Source organism: Dyadobacter sp. BE31, assembly GCF_031457695.1.
Lineage (GTDB): Bacteria > Bacteroidota > Bacteroidia > Cytophagales > Spirosomataceae > Dyadobacter.
The window spans coordinates 159,687-179,709 of sequence record NZ_JAVDXA010000004.1; the positions used below are offsets into that span (position 1 = coordinate 159,687).

A 20,023-nucleotide genomic window follows, 5' to 3' on the forward strand; every position below is an offset into this window, starting at 1 on the left:
CCAAACCAATTCCACATCATCACAATGACGACCATCCAAGGCAAAAACTTCATAGGGTATGCGCTATCGTCCGAGGGCGAAAAGCACTTCAAAGCTTACGCGCCAGCGAGTGACAGTTACCTTCCCGAGACTTTTCAATGCGCGACCATTGAGGAAGTAAATAAAACGATGCAGCTCGCTGAAAAGGCATTCGACAGCTACTCCCAAGTCCCTGCGGCCGGGCGCGCGGCATTTCTGATCGCCATTACCGAAGAAATCCTCGCATTGGGCGACGAGCTGCTTGCACGCGCAAGCCTCGAAACAGGGTTACCCGTTGCCCGGTTGCAAGGCGAGCGAGCCCGCACGATCAACCAGCTCACCCAATTCGCGGAACTTCTGCGCGAAGGCTCCTGGGTGGAGGCTTCCATCGACACCGCCCTACCCGACCGCGCACCAGTTCCGAAACCCGATATTCGTAAAATGCTCGTGCCGATCGGACCGGTAATCGTGTTCGGTTCGAGCAATTTCCCGTTTGCCTATTCGGTGGCCGGCGTAGACTCCGGCCCTGCATTGGCGGCAGGGAATCCCGTGATCGTCAAAGCCCATCCCGCACACCCGGGCGTGAGCGACCTCACGGCACAGGCGATCGTGCGCGCCGCCGAGCGCACAGGTATGCCCGAGGGAACGTTTTCAATGCTTTATGATGACGGTTTTGATGTCGGGACGGCACTGGTGAAGCATCCTGCCAGCAAGGCTGTCGGGTTTACCGGCTCTTACCGCGGCGGTATGGCGCTTTTCCGGCTGGCACAGGAGCGCGAAGAGCCGATTCCGGTGTTTGCGGAAATGGGCAGCGTAAATCCAATCGTGGTTTTACCTCAATATTTGAAAAACAATGCAGCGCAACTCGGAAAAACGCTGGCCGGGTCGGTAAGTCTCGGCGCGGGGCAGTTTTGTACGAATCCGGGATTGGTGTTTGTTACCAAAACAGAAGGACTGGAAACATTCCAGGATGCCTATAAAACTGAAATCCTGCGTACCCCTTCGGCCACGATGCTGACGGCTGGCATTTGCAAAACCTATTACAAGCTGCGCGGAGAGGCATTGAAACAGCCGGACGTTTCGGCATTGGCTATTTCGGACATCCATTCGGAAGGGCAAAACCAGGCAGAGGCTTCCATTGCGTTGGTTTCTGGTCAAAATTTCATTGCCAATCCGAAATTGCACGAAGAAGTTTTCGGGCCATTCTCACTGCTGATTGTTTGTGAGGACACCGACGAACTTTACAATGCAGTCGCGCATTTGAAAGGCCAGCTGACAGCCACATTAATCGCCGAAGAAGCTGAGGTAGCACATTACCCGAAAATCGTACGGCAACTGGCCAAAATATCCGGCCGGTTTATCATGAACGGCGTGCCTACCGGCGTGGAGGTTTGCCCATCCATTCACCACGGCGGCCCGTTCCCGGCAACGGCCGATTCTAAGTTCACATCGGTAGGAAGGCATTCGATCTTACGGTTTGTACGGCCGCAATCGTTTCAGAACTGGCCGGACGCACTTTTACCTGAGGAATTGAAAAACAGCAACCCGCTAGGCATTTTCAGGCTTGTAGATAACGTCCTGACCAAAGAAGCTACTATTTAAACAGCGAGTCCGGATAACCTACTTCCACCAGAAACAAACCTTCTGCCGGGGCCTGCGCTCCGGCATTTTTTCTGTTCCGCGAAAGGATTATCTGCTCAAAATCGGCCACGGTGATCTTTTTGCGCCCTACTTCGAGCATTGTGCCTACCAGCGCACGCACCATTCCGCGCAGGAAGCGGTTCGCTTTTACGTGAAATACGAGCATTTCGCCCGATTCCACCCAGCGCGATTCGGTGACGGTACAACGAAAGTTATTCACGTTCGTGTGGATCTTGCTAAAACTTTCGAAATCATTATGGACCAACAGCAACGCAGCTGCTTCGTTCATGCGCGCAACGTCCAGGTTCCGGCGCATTTGCGTCACCAAATCCGTGAGAAAGGGGTTTTTCTGATAAGTAATGCGGTATTCGTACTTCCGGTGCGTTGCCGCAAACCTGGAATGCACCTCATCGCCGACAGGTATAATGCGCTGGACAGCAATATCTTTCGGAACCAATGCATTCAGTTTGTAAACCAGCAAATCGGCGTCGGAAACCGGCTCGGGTAAATCAAAATGGGCAAATTGCTGTTCTGCATGAACACCGGCGTCGGTGCGACTGCTGCCGGTAAGCTCGACAGGCATTCGCAGGACTTTGGTGAGGGCTTCTTCGAGCACCTGCTGGATGCCCAATGCATTGTTCTGTTTCTGCCAGCCGTTATAGGCCGTGCCGCGATAGCTGAATTCTAGGAAATAGCGCATTTTGCAAAATTAAGCCAAACCTCCGGATTTACGATTTCGACAGGCTGGTTGCGGAATTTGCAGGAAGAAGGTTAACTTTGAAAATTGGAAAATTTCATTTTAGTATGATTACGGAAGACAAAAAAGAAGAGAAAAGCCTGAATTTTATCGAGGAGATTATTGACGCTGACCTGCAATCAGGAAAATATACCCAGATTATTACACGCTTTCCCCCCGAACCCAATGGCTACCTGCACATTGGGCATGCTACAAGCATTTGCCTGAATTTCGGGCTGACCAAGAAATTTCCGGGTTATACCAATCTGAGATTTGACGATACCAATCCGGTGACCGAAGACACCGAATACGTTGAAAACATCAAGAATGATATCCGCTGGCTGGGTTTTGAATGGGAGAACGAGAACTATGCTTCCGATTATTTCGATACCCTTTACGGCTATGCGATCAAGCTGATCAACGAGGGCCTGGCCTATGTGGATGACTCAACGTCGGAAGAAATTGCGACGCTGAAAGGAACGCCTACCGAGCCCGGCAAGGACAGCCCCTACCGCAACCGCAGTGTGGAGGAAAACCTTGCACTTTTCGAACAAATGAAAAACGGCGATTTCCCTGACGGAAGCCGCACGCTACGTGCCAAAATTGACATGGCGCACATCAATATGCTGATGCGCGATCCCATTTTGTACCGCATTAAGCATGCGCACCACCACCGCACGGGCAACAAATGGTGCATTTACCCGATGTACGACTTCGCGCACGGGCAAAGCGATGCCATCGAAACGGTTACGCATTCGATCTGTACACTGGAATTTGCACCACACCGCGAGCTATACGACTGGCTGATCGAGAAACTCGGCATATATACCTCGCACCAATACGAATTCGCCCGCCGTAACCTCAATTATACCGTTACCAGCAAGCGCAAATTGCTCCAATTGGTACAGGAAGGCCACGTAAGTGGCTGGGACGATCCGCGTATGCCAACCATCAGCGGGATGCGCCGGAGAGGCTACACCGCATTCTCCATCCGTGATTTCTGCGACCGCATCGGCGTTGCGAAACGGGAGAATATGGTGGATGTAGGCCTGCTTGAATTCTGCGTTCGCGAGGATTTGAACAAGCAGGCATTGCGCCGGATGGTGGTACTCGATCCGCTGAAAGTGGTGATTACCAACTTCCCGGAAGGCGTTACCGAAATGTGCCACAGCGAAAACAACCCGGAGGACATTTCGACGGGCAACCGCGAAATTCCGTTCTCTCGTGAAATTTTCATCGAAAAAGAAGATTTCATGGAAGTGCCATCGAAAAAATACTTCCGTCTCGCGCCAGGTAAGATGGTGCGCTTGAAAGGCGCTTACATTATCCAGTGCGATGATTTTGTAAAAGATGAAAACGGCGACATTACCGAGGTGCGCTGTACTTACATTGAAAACAGCAAAAGCGGGCAAGATACAACCGGTATTAACGTAAAAGGAACTTTGCATTGGGTTTCCGCTGCGCATGCGGCTGAAATTGAAGTGCGGCTGTACGACCGCCTGTTCTCGGTCGAAGATCCGTCGTCCGAAGAAGGTGATTTCAAAGATTACCTGAACCCGGACTCCTTGCACGTGATCACCGGCTATGCTGAACCGGCATTGCTGGAAGCGAAAGAAGGCGAATCGTTCCAGTTTTTGAGAAAAGGATACTTTGCCAAAGACCCGGACAGCACCGCCGACAAGCTGGTTTTCAACCGGACATCGACATTGCGCGATAACTGGGCGAAAGCCGCAAATTGAAATTGATTTAATCTCTTCCCGTCGACTTAAGTCGACGGCTAAGGATTAAGATTCTGCATTTCAATCTTTTCAAACTCATCTCCAGAATTAATCTCCCTGCCGTCGACTTAAGTCGACGGTGATTGATTGATTGATTGATTGATTGATTGATTGATTAATTTAAAATCATTAATTAGATTGTTTACAAATAAACTTGCTTAGCAAGAAGTTTGAATTTATCTTTGTGCGACAATTTCCACAATTCAAATCCTTGCTGTCAGTGAATACCCAGAATGAATTGTTCAGTACCGCTAAAGGTTACAGCGTACAGTGTGATTTAACTTCCCGTATTATCCTTCACTTTGGCGATATCAAAGCTCCTTTTAAGATCCTGGATTTTTTGAATTTCCGCCGGTTTATCAACAGCATCGATATCCACAGCAAACTTTTCGACCTGTCGGACGAATCTGACTATGAGTTCGTTGAGGTGCCCCGCCTTAACATGGGCCACAAAATGACCCTTTGCGAAGTGATCCAGCTGCGTGAACTGGTAAACGGCACACACTTCGCTATCGAGCTCAATTCCATGCTTCATGAAGTGCTCTTTTCTGAACAAGAATTAGTCTAAATTACTCATTCAGACTATATTAGACCGTTTCCAAATTTCTAAAACGATTTGGAATCATGAACTTTCGCATGATATTTGCACTTGTTAATACACGAATAAACAGGCAAAATCATGAAAGACTTACTTAGAGCACGTACTTCCCTCAAAGAGGAAATAGAGATACTTTTGAACAACCAGGTGAAGATGGAAGCAGAAGCTTCTGCTAAATATCTTGCCATGGCTTCGTGGTGCGACCGCAACGGTTTCAAACACAGCGCCAAGTATTTCATGCACCAATCCGACGAAGAACGCACCCACATGCTGAAAATCTTTAACTACCTGATGACAGTAGGCGGCACAGCGATCTCTCCTGAGATTTCAGGTGTAAAACAGGAATATCCCACTTTCAAAAGCGTATTCGAAACAGCACTTCAAAGCGAAATCGCCGTAACGCAGTCGATCAACCGCATTGTTACAGCCGCACGCAAAGAAGAAGATTACGCGACTGAGAACTTCCTGCAATGGTTCGTGAGCGAGCAGATCGAAGAAGAAGACAATGCACGCCGCGCGATCGAGCTTTTCGATGTAATTGGTGAAGACGGAACAGGTCTGTATGTGATCGACAAGGCGATCGGCAAAATCGGTTCCGAAGAATAATATAAGTTTCTTATCTGCAAAAATAGCTGCCCGAAAGAGCAGCTATTTTTGTTTTAAACCCTTGTGAAATACTTCCTTTCCCACACTTTGTACCAGTTTCTGTTAGCCGGATACTTGCGGTGAGCGGCGAAACGGTTCACCATCACAGCTACAAAAAGTAATATAAGCACCCCGCTAAGCACCGGGCTCAGTACGTACATATAGCCAAGCGCCTTGACCTTCTCCGAGCCGATATTGGCGATCAGCGCCGTAGCACCTCCGGGAGGATGCAACGTTTTGGTTACCTGCATCAATACAATGGATACCGAAACCGCGAATGCCGACGACAGCCAGATCTGATCCGGGATGATTTTATGCACCGTCACACCCACGAGCGCGCATAACACGTGCCCGCCTATGAGGTTGCGCGGCTGCGCGAGCGGGCTGTTCACGATGCCGTAAATGAGCACCGAAGATGCCCCGAAGGAGCCGATCAGGAACAGCGAATCGGAATCGGTGAATTGCTTGTCGTTGAGCAGGCCAATGAGGCCGATGCCGAGGAATGAGCCGAGGAAAGTCCAGAAATGGTCTTTAAAGTCAATCAGTGTCTCTTTGTAGACGACGTAACGGACTAGTCTTGCGTTACGTTTGATCCTTTTTCTCAAAATAGGGAAACTTTTGGTTGAAGTAGCGTTGGAAATAGAACTATAACGGGATGGCGATGGTTCGTAAATTACGGGAAGATTCCAAATTTTCTCCGGTTCCTTTCTCCTAATCCCTTCCAAATATACAAAAAACGGCCCGGGCCGGACCGATAAGCGCCTTCGGGCTACCATTAAATTTTGGTACGCCTTTTGTTGGGTTGCGAAATTTAAAATAGTAGTATTGCAATAACACACCGTGATTTGATTCCATGAATTACCTCGACGAGTTCAAAAAGTTTATTTCCAGCCATTACCTGTCGACCGGTGTACGCCTAACCCTCGGGACGATCATCCCTAGCCTTATTTTTCATCATTATGGCATATTAAGCGAGTGGATCGCCTTTCCGCTCGGTACGCTGCTGATCGGCGGCACCGACAATCCCGGGCCTTATCACAGAAGACGCAATGCCCTGCTCGTCGCCATTGTAACCTGCTTCATTGTGGCTTGCGTTACCGGCTACCTGCGGCATTTCCACTTCATTATATTTCTTGAAATCATCGTATTCGGGATGTTCTTCTCGCTCGTGGGCGTGTATGGCAACCGCGTGAACAGCATCGGGCTCATTTCGCTGCTCGTTTTTGTATTTAATATTGATGACCACCTCAGCGGCGATATGGTGTTTCGCACTGCGGCGATATTCTCGGCCGGCGGGATCTGGTACTTTATATTGTTTATGGTTTTACAAAAACTGCTTCCCTACAAGCTCATTCAACAGCTTTTGGGAGAAAATTTTGTAGAACTGGGCAAACTGCTGTCTATCAAAGCGGATTACTATTTCGCCAATCCGGATTACGACGAGCTCTTCAACAGGATGGTGCACCAACAGGTGATCCTCCGCGAAAACCACGAAAACCTGCGCGAAATCCTGTTCAAAACGCGGGAAATCGTAACGGAATCGACGACAAAGAGCCGGATACTGATGCTGATGTTCCTCGATAGCATCGATCTTTTTGAAAGGATACTCAATTCACAACAAAACTACGCCAACCTTCACCGCGCATTCGACCATACAAAAGTGCTGCGACTATTTGGCACCTACATTACCTGGCTTGCGGCTGAAATACAGCAGATCGGGCTGGCGGTACAGAGCGGATACGCCTCCCACCCTCGTCACGACCTAGACGAGGCATTCAACAAATGCCAGCGCGCATTCGAGCGCATGCGCGAGCATAAGATGAACCATGATAATATGGAGGATTTCATCATGCTCCGGCAGATCCTCAACAGCTTGCAGGACGTCACCGAGCGCGTGAAAAAATTGCACCGCGCCACAAAGTATGAAGCGGACGTGAGCAACGATTATAAATTGACCGTCGAAGCGGAAGATTTCACACCAAAGCAGGATTACCACCCGCGCATTCTGCTGGATAACCTTTCACTCAAATCGAGCCATTTCCGGCACGCGGTACGGGTAACGCTCGGGTTGCTGGCAGGGTACATTGCCTCGCTCTTTTTCGATGTGGGACACGGTTACTGGATCTTGCTGACGATCGCCGTGATCCTGAAACCGGCTTTCAGTATTACCAAGCAGCGTAATATCCACCGGATCGGCGGGACCATCCTGGGCGTAGTGATAGGGTTTCTGCTGCTCTATCTGATCCAGGAAAGCACACCGCTGTTCATATTGATGATGGTTGCGATGATACTGGCATACAGTTTTTTGAAAATCAACTACTTCGTCGCGTCCACGAGCATTACGTTGTATGTAATCCTGTCGTTTCACTTCCTTAATCCGCAGCATGTGACCAATGTGTTGCAGGACCGCGTGGTGGATACCGTGATCGGCTCGCTGATTGCCTACGTTATTTCCTCTTATGTCCTGCCGGTTTGGGAGCATTCGCAGATCAAGCAATATATGAAAGAGGCGCTGGATGCGAACCGGAAATATTTTGATATTGTGGCGGCCAAATTCACCGGGAAGCAACTGGATATCAATGAATTGAAATTATTAAGAAAGAATGCGATCATCGCCATGGCCAACCTTTCGGATAATTTTCAAAAAATGCTTTCCGAGCCCAAACGCCAGCAACTGAACATGGAAGAGTACCACCAGTTCGTCGCGACGAGCCATATGCTTACCTCCTACATCGCCTCGCTTTCGACTTACGCGCAGACGTTGGAATACCTGGAATTTTCGGTTGAATTTGAAATGATGACCCGGCAGATCGACCGCCAGTTACAGGCTGCGATGGACATTATCGACGGAAAAACCGGTAACAGCCTGGAAATTGTGCGCGAATCGTTACCACAAAATCAGCGCCTGCTCGCACTACTCGCCGACCGTAAAAAGCAAATCAAAGAGCTTGGCATCGAAAAAGCCGATCAGTCTCCCGTGCGGAAAATGTTGTCCGACTTAAAAACGATCAATGGCCTGTTTGAACTCATCAGCACCATTTCGATCGACGAAATCAAGATCCTGCAAAAAATTAAAACCGCGAAAGCCGCCTAGCATGTCGACATTATCTGGAACCGAAAGAAAAAATATCGCCCCTGGCCTCGCCGTCTCCATCGTGCTCAAAAAAGACCAACGAAGCGGTAAACTGACAGAGGGCATTGTGAAAGACATTCTCACAAAAGCACCCGTACACACCCACGGCATCAAGGTGCGCCTTGAATCGGGCGAAATAGGAAGAGTAAAAGTTATTGAAGCCGAAGATTAGCCCCGATTTATGTCAAATCCCCGCATTAACCTGATTATCGGGATCATCAGCATCAGTATTTTCCCGGTACTCGTTAAATGGGCCCCGGTATCTGGCGTTACTTCTGCATTTTACAGAATGTTTCTCGGGCTGCTGTTGCTGCTGCCTTACGTGTTGTTTCGCGGGAAATTTACATTACCCAGCGCTGCGCTCTGGTTCCCGATCGTTCTATGCGGAATCATATTTGCGAGTGACATTGCAGTCTGGAATCTTTCCATTCATTATTCCAATGCCACACAGGCCACTTTATTGACCAACCTCTCGCCTGTATGGGTGGGTGTGGGCACGTTCCTGTTCCTGCCCGACAAACCCGCTCCCCGCTTCTGGCTTGGCACGTTGATAGCGCTTATTGGAATGGTCATTCTAATTGGCGTCGAGACATTCATGACCATGAAATTCGACCTGGGATTTGCCCTGGCGATGCTTTCGGGCGTGCTTTACGCATCTTATATGCTGATCAGTAAAACGGTTTTGAACAAAATCGATATTGTCAGCTTTATGACGGTGAGTATGGCGGTATCGAGCATTTACCTTTTTATCATATGCCTCATTTTCGATCAGCCCATCTGGCATTTCGAACCGTTGATCTGGGGCGTTTTTGTGGTGCAAGGGTTGGTTTGCCAGCTTATCGGCTGGCTGACGATCAATGCAGCGATGAAGCAAATGGATGCCAAAAGCGTTTCACTCAGCCTTTTGAGCCAGGCAATTGTTACAGGAATTTTTGCGTGGGTTTTTATTGGAGAAAAAATTACTCCACAAATGATCGGCGGCGGTGTCATTATCCTCATCGGCATTGCCATTACCTACACCGGCCGTAAAAAACCGGCTCAGGGTCAGGCCCCGACGGGCAAATAGATAATGAACGTCGACCCAACGCCCGGTTTCCCGACGGCGTCGATCAGCCCTTTATGGTTTTCGACGATCTTTTTGCAAATCGCCAGGCCAATGCCGGTACCTTCATAAGCCGAGCGGTTGTGCAATCTTTGAAATACCTGAAAAATACGGTCTTTGTACTGGGGATCAAACCCGATGCCGTTATCGGCAAATGAAATGTACTGATACAAGCGGGTGGCGTCGGCTTCGGCCAACGGAATAGCAGCGCCGGGCACCTCTCCCGAGCGGATTTCTATTACCGGCGTCCTGTCGGGGCCGATAAATTTGATCGCATTCGTGATCAGGTTCATAAACAACTGCTCAAACTGGTAGGTAACCACTTCCCTTACCGGCAGAACGTCACTTTTGATAACCGCATTTCCAGCCTGAATGACCTCGCCCAGCTGTTCCTTCACATTTTGCAATACCAGATTCAGGTCGGTGTTTTCGAGATGCTTTTCTCCAACGTTGGCCCTGGAAAAAGCCAGTAAGTCGACGATCAGCTGCTGCATACGCGTGGACGAAGCCTGCATCCGCTTGAAATAATCCTTGCCGCGCTCGGAAAGATTGTCCCGCTCGGTTTCGAGAATACGGGTGGCAAATGTCTGGATTTTCCGGAGCGGCTCCTGCAAATCGTGGCTCGCCACGTACGCGAACTGCGCGAGTTCCATATTCGTGCGCACGAGCTCGTTGTTCGCCACCAGCAGTTGCTGAGTCCGCTCCTGTACTTTTGTTTCGAGCTGGTCGATAAACAGGCGGCTATCATGAATATCCAGGCTCGTCCCCACCCACATTTCGATCGTGCCGTCGGCGCGGCGCTGCGGGATGGCGCGGCATTGATACCACCGGTACTCTCCGTCGGCACGTTTAAGCCGGTGCTCAAACAGGTATTCGGTACCTTTCGCGATCGATTCGACCCACAGCCTTACGCTTTCGGCCAGGTCGTCGGAATGAACAAGAGGCAGCCAGCCATCCCTTTCTATTTCTTCCGCCGCAAAACCGGAGTAGTCAAGCAGCGACCTGTTAAAGTACGTAATATATCCCTGTGAATCGGCCGTCCATACAAACTGCGGCATGGAATCCGCAAGCGTCCGGAACTTCCCCTCACTGGTTTTCAGCGCAAGTTCCGACTCCTTACGGTCGGTAATGTCCATCATAGTACCGAGCATCCGTAGCGGCACATGTCCTTCACCAAAAAACACCTTCCCCTGCGTTCGCACCCAATGCACCGACTGATCGCGATGGATAACGCGCGCCTCGTAGTAATAAACGCCTGTTTCGAGCGCCGTGCTAAAAGCCTTCTCCACAATGGTATGCCTGTCTTCGGGATGAATCATGTCCCTCATCTCACTGTGGGTAAGGACAGCATCCTCATCATATCCCAGAATCACCGCCATTCTTCCCGAATAGATGATTTCTTTCGTCTGGATGTTCAGATCCCAGGTCCCGAGGCGTGTTCCGTCGGTAGCGAGCGAAAGCCGGTCGGCAGTTTCAGCAAATTGCTGGCGCAGCGTTACCTTGTCCGTCACGTCGTTCACCGAGGCCATAATACCGGACACGCTGCCATCAATTTCAGATATGGGCGCGTACTGAAAATCGAGGTAATGCTTTTTCAGGCCGCCGGGTCCATCGACATAAGCGATTGCCTCATTTTCCCGGTAGATTTGACCACTATGATATACTTCGTCTAGAAGTGCCAGGAATTTCTGGCCTTTCAATTCAGGGAAGACATCGACGAGCCTTTTTCCCTCGACCTCATCGAGCCTGCGCCGCCAGATATTGAGCATACTTTCATTGGCAATGCTGATCACCAGTTCGGGGCCTTTGAGAATAGCTTTTGCAAACTGTGATTGTGTAACCAGATTCCGGAACTGATTTTCGCTGCGCTGCAAGGCATGCTTGGACAAAACCTGCTGGGTAACCTCTGTGGCTACAACCATAATGCCGGATACTTGCTCCGGGTCCTCTTCAAAAAGCGGCTGGTATACAAAGTTGAAATAGCAGAGCTCGGGCTGCCCGAAACGACGGATCGTCACTTCGAACTCGTTGCCGTGATAAGCGATACCCGTTCGTAAAACCCGGAACAGGATCGGCTCCACGTAATCGCGTACTTCCGGCAGTCCGGTAAAAAGGGATTTTCCAACGAGTTCCTCTTCCGTACGGTCGACAATGCTCAAATAGGCGTCATTGGCCATTTCCACCACAAAATCTTCCCCTCGCAGGATAATCATTCCCACGGGAGCCTGCTTCACGGTGTTCCAGAACTTGCTTTCACCCGCAAACGACGCAAGATTCACCTGCTCAGGGTGACCTTCGCCATTTTCAGAAATATGCTGATTGAGTTGTTTCGACTTGTCCACCTGCTTTCACTGAGAATATACTTCCAAAATAAGTGGACAAGTCGTGAGAAGTCAATATTGATAATAGAAGTTTTCCGGTGCCGGTGTCCAGCTGTGCTTGGTCCAGTCGATATCCAGGATTTGTTTGATAGCCTGTTTCAGCTTGGGAAACGATCCCGGTTTACGAATGAAGAAATTGGCGCCTTTTTCGTGCACCTTCCGTACCATTTCCTCCTGGCCGGTGGTCGAGAAAATCACTACCGGTATGTGCTCCCAGGCTTTGGTCTGCCGGATCAGATCCAGGCATTCGAAACCATTTTTCCGGGGCATATTCAAATCCAGGAAAATAACGTCCGGCGGAGGCGGTACCGTTTTCTCCATCAGGTCAATCAGCTCCACTCCGTCGCTAGCTGTCAACAGCTCGGTCGAAGTGCTCACTTCCCTGAGCGCGTCCTCAAACAGCAGGCAATCATCCTCATCGTCGTCGGCCAGGAAAATAGATTTATTTGGTTTTGTGCTCATAACCTGAATTTAAGTATTCATGAAATAACATAAACGTTGCTCATACATTCAACCTAAACGAGGTACGGTGGCAATCAATTCCGTTGTAAGGATATACAAGGTAGGGAATAAAAACCGTATAATAAATTTAATTTACATTAAAACTCCCCTTCCAGACTCTCTTTCGGCTTCTTCTTCGCCTGATGCAAACGATAATTTAAGGTAAGGTTAATCTGCCGCAAGCGCCCTTGTGAAGTGTTGCGGGCATAGAAGTTGCCCCCTTCGGTGATCGACCTGTATTTCCTCGAATTGAAAACGTCGACCACTGTCAGCGTCAGCGTGCCATTCCCTCTCAGGATATCCCTTGTTGCAGCCAGGTCGAGCGTTGCCAATGCTTTTCTGCGGCCTTGCGGGGTCTGTTGCGGCGCTTCATAGTTTCCTCTCAGCTGCACATCCGTATTTTTCCAAAGCGTAAAACGCGACATTGTGCGGATAAACCAGCTGTAAGTATCGCTTTTAAAGTCCTCATCTACCCCGGTTCCGTCGGTGATCGCGCGGAAGAAGTTCGCGCTTCCGTCAAGTTTCCACCATGGGTATGGATTAAATGACCCGGCAAATTCAGCCCCGTATGCATCTTCCGTTCCGAGGTTCTCGGGTCGGGTATAGGAGCTTCCATCATCCTGCACAGTGCGGATACTGATGATCTTGCCGTTGGTGTGGCGGTAATAGATCGATGACGTCAGCGAGCCCTTATTCAGGTATTTGATATGGCCGAATTCGAATGCATTGGTAAACTCCGGGTTCAGGTCGGGGTTACCGCTCCAATAATTGCGGTTATCGCTGTAAGTCGCAAACGGTGTGAGGTCGTTGTATTGCGGCCTGCGGACGCGGCGGCTATAACTCAGCTGGAATGCATTCTGTTTGGCAAAATCATAGGTGACGTGCACGCTCGGGAAGAGGTTCGCATATTTACGGGCATTTACCTCGTTGGTCGTCCTCAATGTGGTGGTAACGCCCGTCCACTCGGCACGCACACCTCCCTGGTAGGAAAACTTGCCGGTTTTATTGCCGACCATACCATACAACGCATTGATATTCTCTTCATAAAGAAAATCATTGGTAAGCCCGGGCAATGTAACCCAGCCACCGTCGCTGGTCTGCTGCGTCACGGTGTAATCGTTGGTCATGTCCCGTGAGCTGCTCCTTCCCCCTGCTTCGATCTTCCCATCTTTCCCAAAAGGATGCACGTAATCGGCCTGAAAAAGCAGTTGCTTCTCCGTTTCATAGTTCACGGCGCGCTGCAATAACGGCGGAATGCCCGACGGACTGCCATCCGGCTTGTATACATTCTCGTGGTAATACTGGTCCGAATCCTCCCAGTTGTCGAGGTAGCGTACGTCGGCTGTAAACTCCTGCCCTTTCCGGTTGAACGTCCGCTTGTAGGTCAATGCGTACTCCGAGTTCGGCTCCGTTTCGGTTTCATCCTGGGTCCGGCGCGTGTAGCTCGTCATATTGTTGAGGTTCGACACGTAATCGCGGTAATTGAGTGTCGAAAACCGCTTACCCTTGCTCGTGCGCCACGTGTATGCGCCCGTGAGGACGTTTTTGGAATTGAAATAATAATCGATGCCGCCGCGCGCGCTGTTGGCCATACCTTTCAGATTGCTTTTCATATCGCGCTCCATGATGAAGGTTGAATCGTTGCGGTACACCTCCTGGTACACATAATTTTTACCGGGCGTATTCCGGTACGACATGGTGTAGTTAATAAAGAAATTGAGGTTTTTCCGCCGGTAATTGACGTTAGCGGCACCACCAAAATTGGTAGGGTGCCCCGTGATAATGTCGAACGAGCCATTAATGCCCTCCTTCCGCTCTTTTTTCAAAACAATATTGATCACACCACCCATACCTTCGGCTTCGTAACGCGCCGATGGATTGGTGATGATCTCCACACGCTCAATCATGCTGCCCTGCAACTGCGCCAGTCCGCTCGCGCCTTTAATACTCACCAACCCGGAAGGCTTGCCGTCGATGAGAATACGCACATTACCGCTCCCCCTCAGGCTGACGTTCCCCTCCACATCCACGGCCACGGACGGGACGTTTGTCAGGATGTCCACCGCAGTACCACCCGCATTCGCCAGGTCTTTCCCTACGTTGAATATCTTTTTATCGAGCGATAACTCCATCGAACTCTTCTCGGCCTGGACGGTCACCTCGTCGAGCGTTTGGGCCGAAGCCGCCACTTTAATCGAGCCCAGGTCCAGCGGAGAATTGGCTGCACTCACTTTTATATTAGTAGTGTAATGGGGTTTATAACCGATGAATTCCGACAATGCATAATAGGTACCTGCGGAGATATCCACTACGAACCCTCCCGTCTCGTCGGTGATCGCACCGGAGACGAACGAACTGTCGGTCGTTTTGAAGAGCCGGATGCTCGCATAGCCCAGCGGCGCATTGCTCCCGCCGTCGACAATCTTGCCTGTAACCTTCAATTTCCCACTATTCTGCGCCAGGACGGGCGTCATTCCCAACATCCCGAGAATCAATGCTAACCCCACAAAACCATGCGACTTCCGCTGACGAAATCCCTTCTTCAAACTGCTTTTGATAGCCATTATTCTGTTGTAGTATTTTCTCAAATGCTTTTAAAAATTGCTACTCATACAAACCGGTTTACGTTCCCGTTTTACTCTACCGTAATGATATATTAAAATGAAGATTCTGAGCCTCCGTCGGATTTTTGTACCTTTGCAGTCTTTTTGCAGACCCACACAAAGCCATGAAGAACGAAGCATCACAAACTTTAAAATTAGCATTCCCCATTATCATCGGTGAACTGGCTCAAATGGCACTTCACCTCATCGACAGCGCCATGGTCGGCGCCATCAGCTACAAACAACTGGCCGCGGCCGCGCTGGTCATTAATGCGATGAACATTCCGTTCGTGATCGGGATCGGGATGACGATCTCCGTTTCGCAAATGGTATCGCTCGCCAACGGCCGCCGCGACGCACAGCAGGTTTCGCATTACCTGTTCAATGGTTTTTGCCTTTGCACGCTCACCGCCCTGGCTATTTCCATCACATTGCTTTTTGGAAAAGATTACCTGCATAACCTCGGCCAGGACCCCGAGGTGGTGGAGCTCGCCATTCCATTCATGCGCCTAATGGGCCTTTCCATTATCCCGATGCTGCTTTTCATGACTTTGAAGCAGTTTGCCGACGGACTGGAACACACCCGCACGGCGATGATCTTTTCCCTGGCCGGCATGCCTGTCAACATCCTGCTCAACTGGCTGCTCATTTACGGCAACTGGGGCTTCCCGCGCCTGGAACTCGAAGGCGCAGGCTGGGCGACGCTCATTACCCGCAGCATGATGTTCCTTGCTTTGTTATTTGTGATTTTAAAACACAAAACTTTTGAAAAATACATTGCCGTAGGTCGTAATCAATGGTATTTCAAATGGCAAACCTGGCGCGAGCTGCTGCATATCGGGGTACCGAGCAGCTTGCAGATCGGTATGGAAGCGGGGGCATTTGCGGTATCGGGTATTATCATCGGAACCCTGGGTGCGGTGGCACAGGCTGCGCACCAGATCGCTCTGAGTAGCGCGTCGTTCACATTTATGGTATCGATGGGCCTCGCGCAGGCGGGCTCCATACGCGTAAGCAATGCGCTCGGGCGCAATGATTGGGCGAAGATTTTTGTCATTGGAAAAAGTACACTCGTTACCGCATTGATTTACGGCACATTCTGTGCGATCACGTTCGGCTTGCTGCGTAACCATTTGCCGCTCGCATTCAACGATAACGCCGAGGTGGCGATGCTAGCCGCATTACTACTCCTTTTCGCAGCCGTTTTCCAGATTTCGGACGCCACCCAGGCCATCGGGGCCGGTTTGCTGAGGGGTATTAAGGATGTAAAAACACCCACTATCCTGATCGGGATTGCTTATTGGGTGATTGGTATCCCGGTTGGCTACACGCTTGCATTCCATTTCGGGATGGGGGCTTCGGGCATGTGGCTGGGGCTGATCCTCGGCCTGACGATGGCATCGATTTTCCTGATGACGCGCTTTTTCAAAATGACAAGAAGAAATCAGGTTTAGATAAAACTTCGTCAAAATCCGACTTGTTGATAAGGATATAATTGCGAAACTTCGTCATATCCAAGTGCGCATTTTTTTTAAATCAATTCTTATCCACAAAAATCTGATTCAATGGATTTCAATTCCACGTTAAGGAACATCTTTGTTGAAGAAAAGGACATTCCTGCGGAGTACAGCCTGCCATCCCTGATTCACCAGCGCGAGTACCTCTGCAATGGCGAAATGAAGGCCTGGGACGGTCCTTTCCATGAAGTTTTCTCACCGATTGCCGTGCAAACAGCCAATGGCCTCGAACGCAAACTGATCGGCAGCTACCCGTTGTGTACCGCTACCGAAGCATCGGAAGCATTGGAAGCAGCCGTAACCGCCTACAACAGCGGCCGCGGCGAATGGCCTACGATGGGCGTAGCCGAACGCATCCACTGCGTAGAACAGTTTACCGGCCGGATGATCGAGAAAAAAGACATTATCGTCAAGCTCATCATGTGGGAAATCGGTAAGTCATTTGCTGATTCCGTTAAAGAATTCGATCGCACCGTTGAATACATATATGCCACCATCGACTCCCTCAAAAACCTGGATCGCGACTCGTCCGGTTTCGATATCGTCGACGGCATTGCAGCACAGGTACGGCGCTCCCCGCTGGGCGTGGTGCTTTGTATGGGGCCATTCAACTACCCGCTCAACGAAACATTTACCACCCTGATCCCCGCACTGATCATGGGTAATACGCTGCTCTTCAAACCGCCGAAATTCGGTACGCTGCTGCATTACCCGTTACAGGAAGCTTTCCGCGATTGTTTCCCGAAAGGTGTTGTAAACGTGATTTACGGCCGTGGTAATGCCATTGTTCCGGGATTGATGCAATCCGGCAAGATCAACGTCCTGACCTTGATCGGTTCCAGCAAAGTGGCCAACGAATTGAAAAAATCGCACCCGAAAGTGAACCGCCTGCGCGCAGTATTGGGTCTGGATGCGAAAAATGCTGCGATCGTCACGCCTGAGGCCGACCTTGACCTTGCCGTGAAAGAAATCATCACCGGGTCGCTGTCGTTTAATGGTCAGCGTTGTACCGCTTTGAAAATCATCTGGGTGCACCGCAGCGTAGCCGATACATTCCTCGAAAAATTCAGCGCGGCAGTTGGAGAGCTCAAATTCGGTATGCCGTGGGAAAAAGGCGTCGCACTCACCCCGCTGCCCGAAACCAATAAAATCGAATACCTCAACGACTGCATTTCCGACGCGGAAGCGCACGGTGCAAAAGTGGTTAACGAAAACGGCGGCAAATCGGAAGGCTCGTTCTTCTACCCGGCTGTTGTTTACCCGGTAAACAGCAAAATGAAGCTGTACCACGAAGAGCAGTTCGGCCCGATCGTGCCGGTGGTTCCATTCGACGACCTCGAAGAAACCATCGAGTTCCTCATCGATTCCACCCACGGACAGCAAGTAAGTATTTTCAGCAACAATGCCGACGAAGTAGCCTCGCTGATCGACCCGCTGGTGAACCAGGTGAGCCGTGTGAACATCAACACCCAATGCCAGCGTGGCCCGGATGTGTTCCCTTTCACTGGTCGTAAAGACAGCGCCGAAGGTACCCTGTCCGTCCCCGACGCGATCCGCGCATTCTCGATCCGCTCCCTTGTAGCTTTCAAAATGAACGCCGCGAACAAGCAGTTGATCAACGAAATCGTGCACGAGGATACTTCTAACTTTTTGAGTACGAAGTTTATATTCTAAGTTTTTGCTTTTTTTACGCGACTCGCCCATTCGGTAAACCGGATGGGCGTTTTTTATGCCGGAGGATAAGTTGCGCTTGAATTAAGGATAGACGATTTGTAGTAGTGTGCTTTGGGTTTGTTTACGCACGCTATTGACATGAACAAAGACACTTATCCATTTCTTAACCTTGAGGGAGATTTTATCTACGCATTTGTCAGTGAGGGCATTCGCGGAAAAATTCTGAAAGCAGTGCTGATTAGCCCGTTACCCTATCATCCAGAAAAACATTTCAATCCATTATTTAACCTCGGATTTGGCGATGTTGTCAGAGATGATGAGGAATGGACTCTCGATGATTCGGTTAGAAGTGGCAACGGCGATATGCCCAAGGTCATAGCAACAGTCGCAAGAATTGCTATGGAATTTCTCAGGAAACACCCTGATTGTGCTCTGTCATTCCAGGGATACATTGATCAAAAGTCGGTCTTGCATGGCAAGAATCACCGCAATGTACTTTATCAGAGAGGAATCAACTCGAATTGGGCAGAGCTTTCAGTTGAGTTCACTTTCTGGGGTGGCAAGGCAGGGAATTTTGAAAAATATGTTGTTGGCAACCAATACGACCAGATATTGGTCAAAATCAAATAAATATCTAACTTTAATCAAATTAACCAATGAACACGCACATGGAAAAGCACAAGGAAATGGAGAGTGAAGCCTGGATGGAAGAACTGCTTAAAGACAAGGAAAGAATCATCGCCGCTATCAAAAACTCTCCTGGTCTTCAACGAAGAAACCGCGAAGCGGCCGAAATGTTATCAAAGCTCAAACCACCTTTCCCCTGGGATGATCATTATGCTCAGAAAAAAGACTAAATATAGTTTCCCGAAATAAATCAGCCACCTGCTATCCTAAACAGGTGGCCGAACTCAGTAATATCATCACAAATTCGCCTCCGCCAACACCCTTTCAATCTCCCCTTTCGGCGTAACGCCGCTCTTTTTCCAAACTACCTGGTTTCCCCGGTAAAGAATCAAAGTCGGTAATGCGGTTACGCCCAACTCTTTGGTGAGCGCCTTGTTTTCATAAGCCTCGATGTTAATCACTTTTACGGAACTGGCCTGCTCATGTTTGATGGAATCCACAATGGGAGCCAGTTTTTTGCAGGAGCCGCAATAGCGCGAACCGAAATCGACGAGCACAAGCTTGTCGGATTTCAGGGATGCCTGGTAGTCGCTCAGCGAAAGGCCGGGGCCTACCGTGGATACGACCGGTTTACCCAAGCCTATCCATTTGCTCAGTCCGCCCGGGAGTTCGGTAACGTCGCTGAACCCATTATCTCGGAGGTCTTCGGCGAGCTTGCCGCTACGGCCATTAGCGATGGAGTAAATGAAGGTCGGTTTGTTTTTGTCGAGCTTAGCGATGGCTTTCGAAAAATCGGCTTCGTTGGCGACGCTGAAACTCGTGGCGCCTTCGAGGTGGTTCTGCGCGTATTCCTCGGGCAGGCGGGCGTCGAGAATCTGGGCATTTTTGCCTGCTTTCGCAAGCCTTGCCTCAAATTCCTCGAATGAAACGAGGTCACGCTTGGGCGCAGTTTGCGCATGCAATGCGGTATGGGCAAGAAGCAGCCATACCAATGCGAACAATGGTCTGAAAGTTTTCATTGAAATTGGGTTTAAAAGTGATTTACTGCTTTCGGTGGTTGGCCTCGGCT

17 protein-coding genes are annotated in these 20,023 nt (G+C 49.9%); 10 read left to right on the forward strand and 7 right to left on the reverse strand.

The window, feature by feature from the left end; all coding sequences use genetic code 11:
* The first annotated feature begins 24 nt into the window (after positions 1–24).
* Positions 25–1,620, forward strand: a complete 1,596-nt coding sequence (locus J2Y43_RS21390; protein WP_309987696.1) for an aldehyde dehydrogenase (NADP(+)) — start codon at positions 25–27, stop codon at positions 1,618–1,620.
* Here J2Y43_RS21390 and truA read toward each other — a convergent pair.
* Positions 1,613–2,359, reverse strand: coding sequence for a tRNA pseudouridine(38-40) synthase TruA (truA, locus tag J2Y43_RS21395; RefSeq protein WP_309987694.1), 747 nt, complete (start codon positions 2,357–2,359; stop codon positions 1,613–1,615). The genes J2Y43_RS21390 and truA overlap by 8 nt on opposite strands.
* Before the next feature lie 104 nt (positions 2,360–2,463).
* Between truA and J2Y43_RS21400 the strand changes: the two genes are divergently transcribed.
* Positions 2,464–4,134, forward strand: coding sequence for a glutamine--tRNA ligase/YqeY domain fusion protein (locus J2Y43_RS21400; RefSeq protein WP_309987693.1), 1,671 nt, complete (start codon positions 2,464–2,466; stop codon positions 4,132–4,134).
* A 316-nt stretch (positions 4,135–4,450) separates the two neighbouring features.
* On the opposite strand, the gene J2Y43_RS21405 is transcribed toward J2Y43_RS21400, so the two are convergent.
* Entirely contained in the window at positions 4,451–4,708 is a 258-nt protein-coding gene (locus tag J2Y43_RS21405) for a hypothetical protein (protein WP_309987691.1), read from the reverse strand.
* 144 nt (positions 4,709–4,852) lie between these two features.
* Between J2Y43_RS21405 and J2Y43_RS21410 the strand changes: the two genes are divergently transcribed.
* Positions 4,853–5,377 (forward strand): ferritin, encoded by a 525-nt coding sequence (locus J2Y43_RS21410; RefSeq protein ID WP_106597205.1) that lies wholly within the window; start codon positions 4,853–4,855, stop codon positions 5,375–5,377.
* Positions 5,378–5,430: 53 nt separating this feature from the next.
* On the opposite strand, the gene J2Y43_RS21415 is transcribed toward J2Y43_RS21410, so the two are convergent.
* Positions 5,431–6,024, reverse strand: coding sequence for an HPP family protein (locus J2Y43_RS21415; protein WP_223404039.1), 594 nt, complete (start codon positions 6,022–6,024; stop codon positions 5,431–5,433).
* A gap of 245 nt (positions 6,025–6,269) precedes the next feature.
* Between J2Y43_RS21415 and J2Y43_RS21420 the strand changes: the two genes are divergently transcribed.
* From J2Y43_RS21420 to J2Y43_RS21430, 3 genes are read left to right on the forward strand one after another with little or no spacing between them, the layout of a single operon-like run.
* Positions 6,270–8,510 carry an FUSC family membrane protein gene (locus J2Y43_RS21420; protein ID WP_309987690.1) on the forward strand — a complete coding sequence of 747 codons (2,241 nt, stop codon included), beginning with the start codon at positions 6,270–6,272 and terminating at the stop codon, positions 8,508–8,510.
* Between the two features lies 1 nt (position 8,511).
* Positions 8,512–8,721 (forward strand): YwbE family protein, encoded by a 210-nt coding sequence (locus J2Y43_RS21425; protein ID WP_309987689.1) that lies wholly within the window; start codon positions 8,512–8,514, stop codon positions 8,719–8,721.
* A 9-nt stretch (positions 8,722–8,730) separates the two neighbouring features.
* Positions 8,731–9,615, forward strand: coding sequence for a DMT family transporter (locus J2Y43_RS21430; protein ID WP_309987687.1), 885 nt, complete (start codon positions 8,731–8,733; stop codon positions 9,613–9,615).
* Here J2Y43_RS21430 and J2Y43_RS21435 read toward each other — a convergent pair.
* From J2Y43_RS21435 to J2Y43_RS21445, 3 genes are all read right to left on the reverse strand, one after another.
* Positions 9,594–11,993, reverse strand: a complete 2,400-nt coding sequence (locus J2Y43_RS21435; RefSeq protein ID WP_309987685.1) for a PAS domain S-box protein — start codon at positions 11,991–11,993, stop codon at positions 9,594–9,596. The genes J2Y43_RS21430 and J2Y43_RS21435 overlap by 22 nt on opposite strands.
* A gap of 51 nt (positions 11,994–12,044) precedes the next feature.
* Entirely contained in the window at positions 12,045–12,494 is a 450-nt protein-coding gene (locus tag J2Y43_RS21440) for a response regulator (protein WP_106597212.1), read from the reverse strand.
* Positions 12,495–12,631: 137 nt separating this feature from the next.
* On the reverse strand, positions 12,632–15,097 hold the full coding sequence (locus J2Y43_RS21445) for an outer membrane beta-barrel family protein (protein ID WP_309987680.1): 2,466 nt from the start codon (positions 15,095–15,097) through the stop codon (positions 12,632–12,634).
* Positions 15,098–15,261: 164 nt separating this feature from the next.
* On the opposite strand from J2Y43_RS21445, the gene J2Y43_RS21450 reads away from it, so the two are divergent.
* The 4 genes from J2Y43_RS21450 (at position 15,262) to J2Y43_RS21465 (ending at position 19,184) form a co-directional block, all read left to right on the forward strand.
* Positions 15,262–16,590, forward strand: coding sequence for an MATE family efflux transporter (locus tag J2Y43_RS21450; protein WP_309987677.1), 1,329 nt, complete (start codon positions 15,262–15,264; stop codon positions 16,588–16,590).
* 111 nt (positions 16,591–16,701) lie between these two features.
* Entirely contained in the window at positions 16,702–18,327 is a 1,626-nt protein-coding gene (locus tag J2Y43_RS21455; RefSeq protein ID WP_309987674.1) for an NADP-dependent glyceraldehyde-3-phosphate dehydrogenase, read from the forward strand.
* 138 nt (positions 18,328–18,465) lie between these two features.
* Positions 18,466–18,957 carry a DUF6934 family protein gene (locus tag J2Y43_RS21460; RefSeq protein WP_309987671.1) on the forward strand — a complete coding sequence of 164 codons (492 nt, stop codon included), beginning with the start codon at positions 18,466–18,468 and terminating at the stop codon, positions 18,955–18,957.
* Positions 18,958–18,983: 26 nt separating this feature from the next.
* Positions 18,984–19,184, forward strand: coding sequence for a hypothetical protein (locus J2Y43_RS21465; RefSeq protein WP_309987666.1), 201 nt, complete (start codon positions 18,984–18,986; stop codon positions 19,182–19,184).
* 66 nt (positions 19,185–19,250) lie between these two features.
* Here the strand turns inward: J2Y43_RS21465 and J2Y43_RS21470 are convergent, their stop codons facing one another.
* Positions 19,251–19,973 carry a thioredoxin domain-containing protein gene (locus J2Y43_RS21470; RefSeq protein WP_309987664.1) on the reverse strand — a complete coding sequence of 241 codons (723 nt, stop codon included), beginning with the start codon at positions 19,971–19,973 and terminating at the stop codon, positions 19,251–19,253.
* Positions 19,974–20,023: the final 50 nt, after the last annotated feature.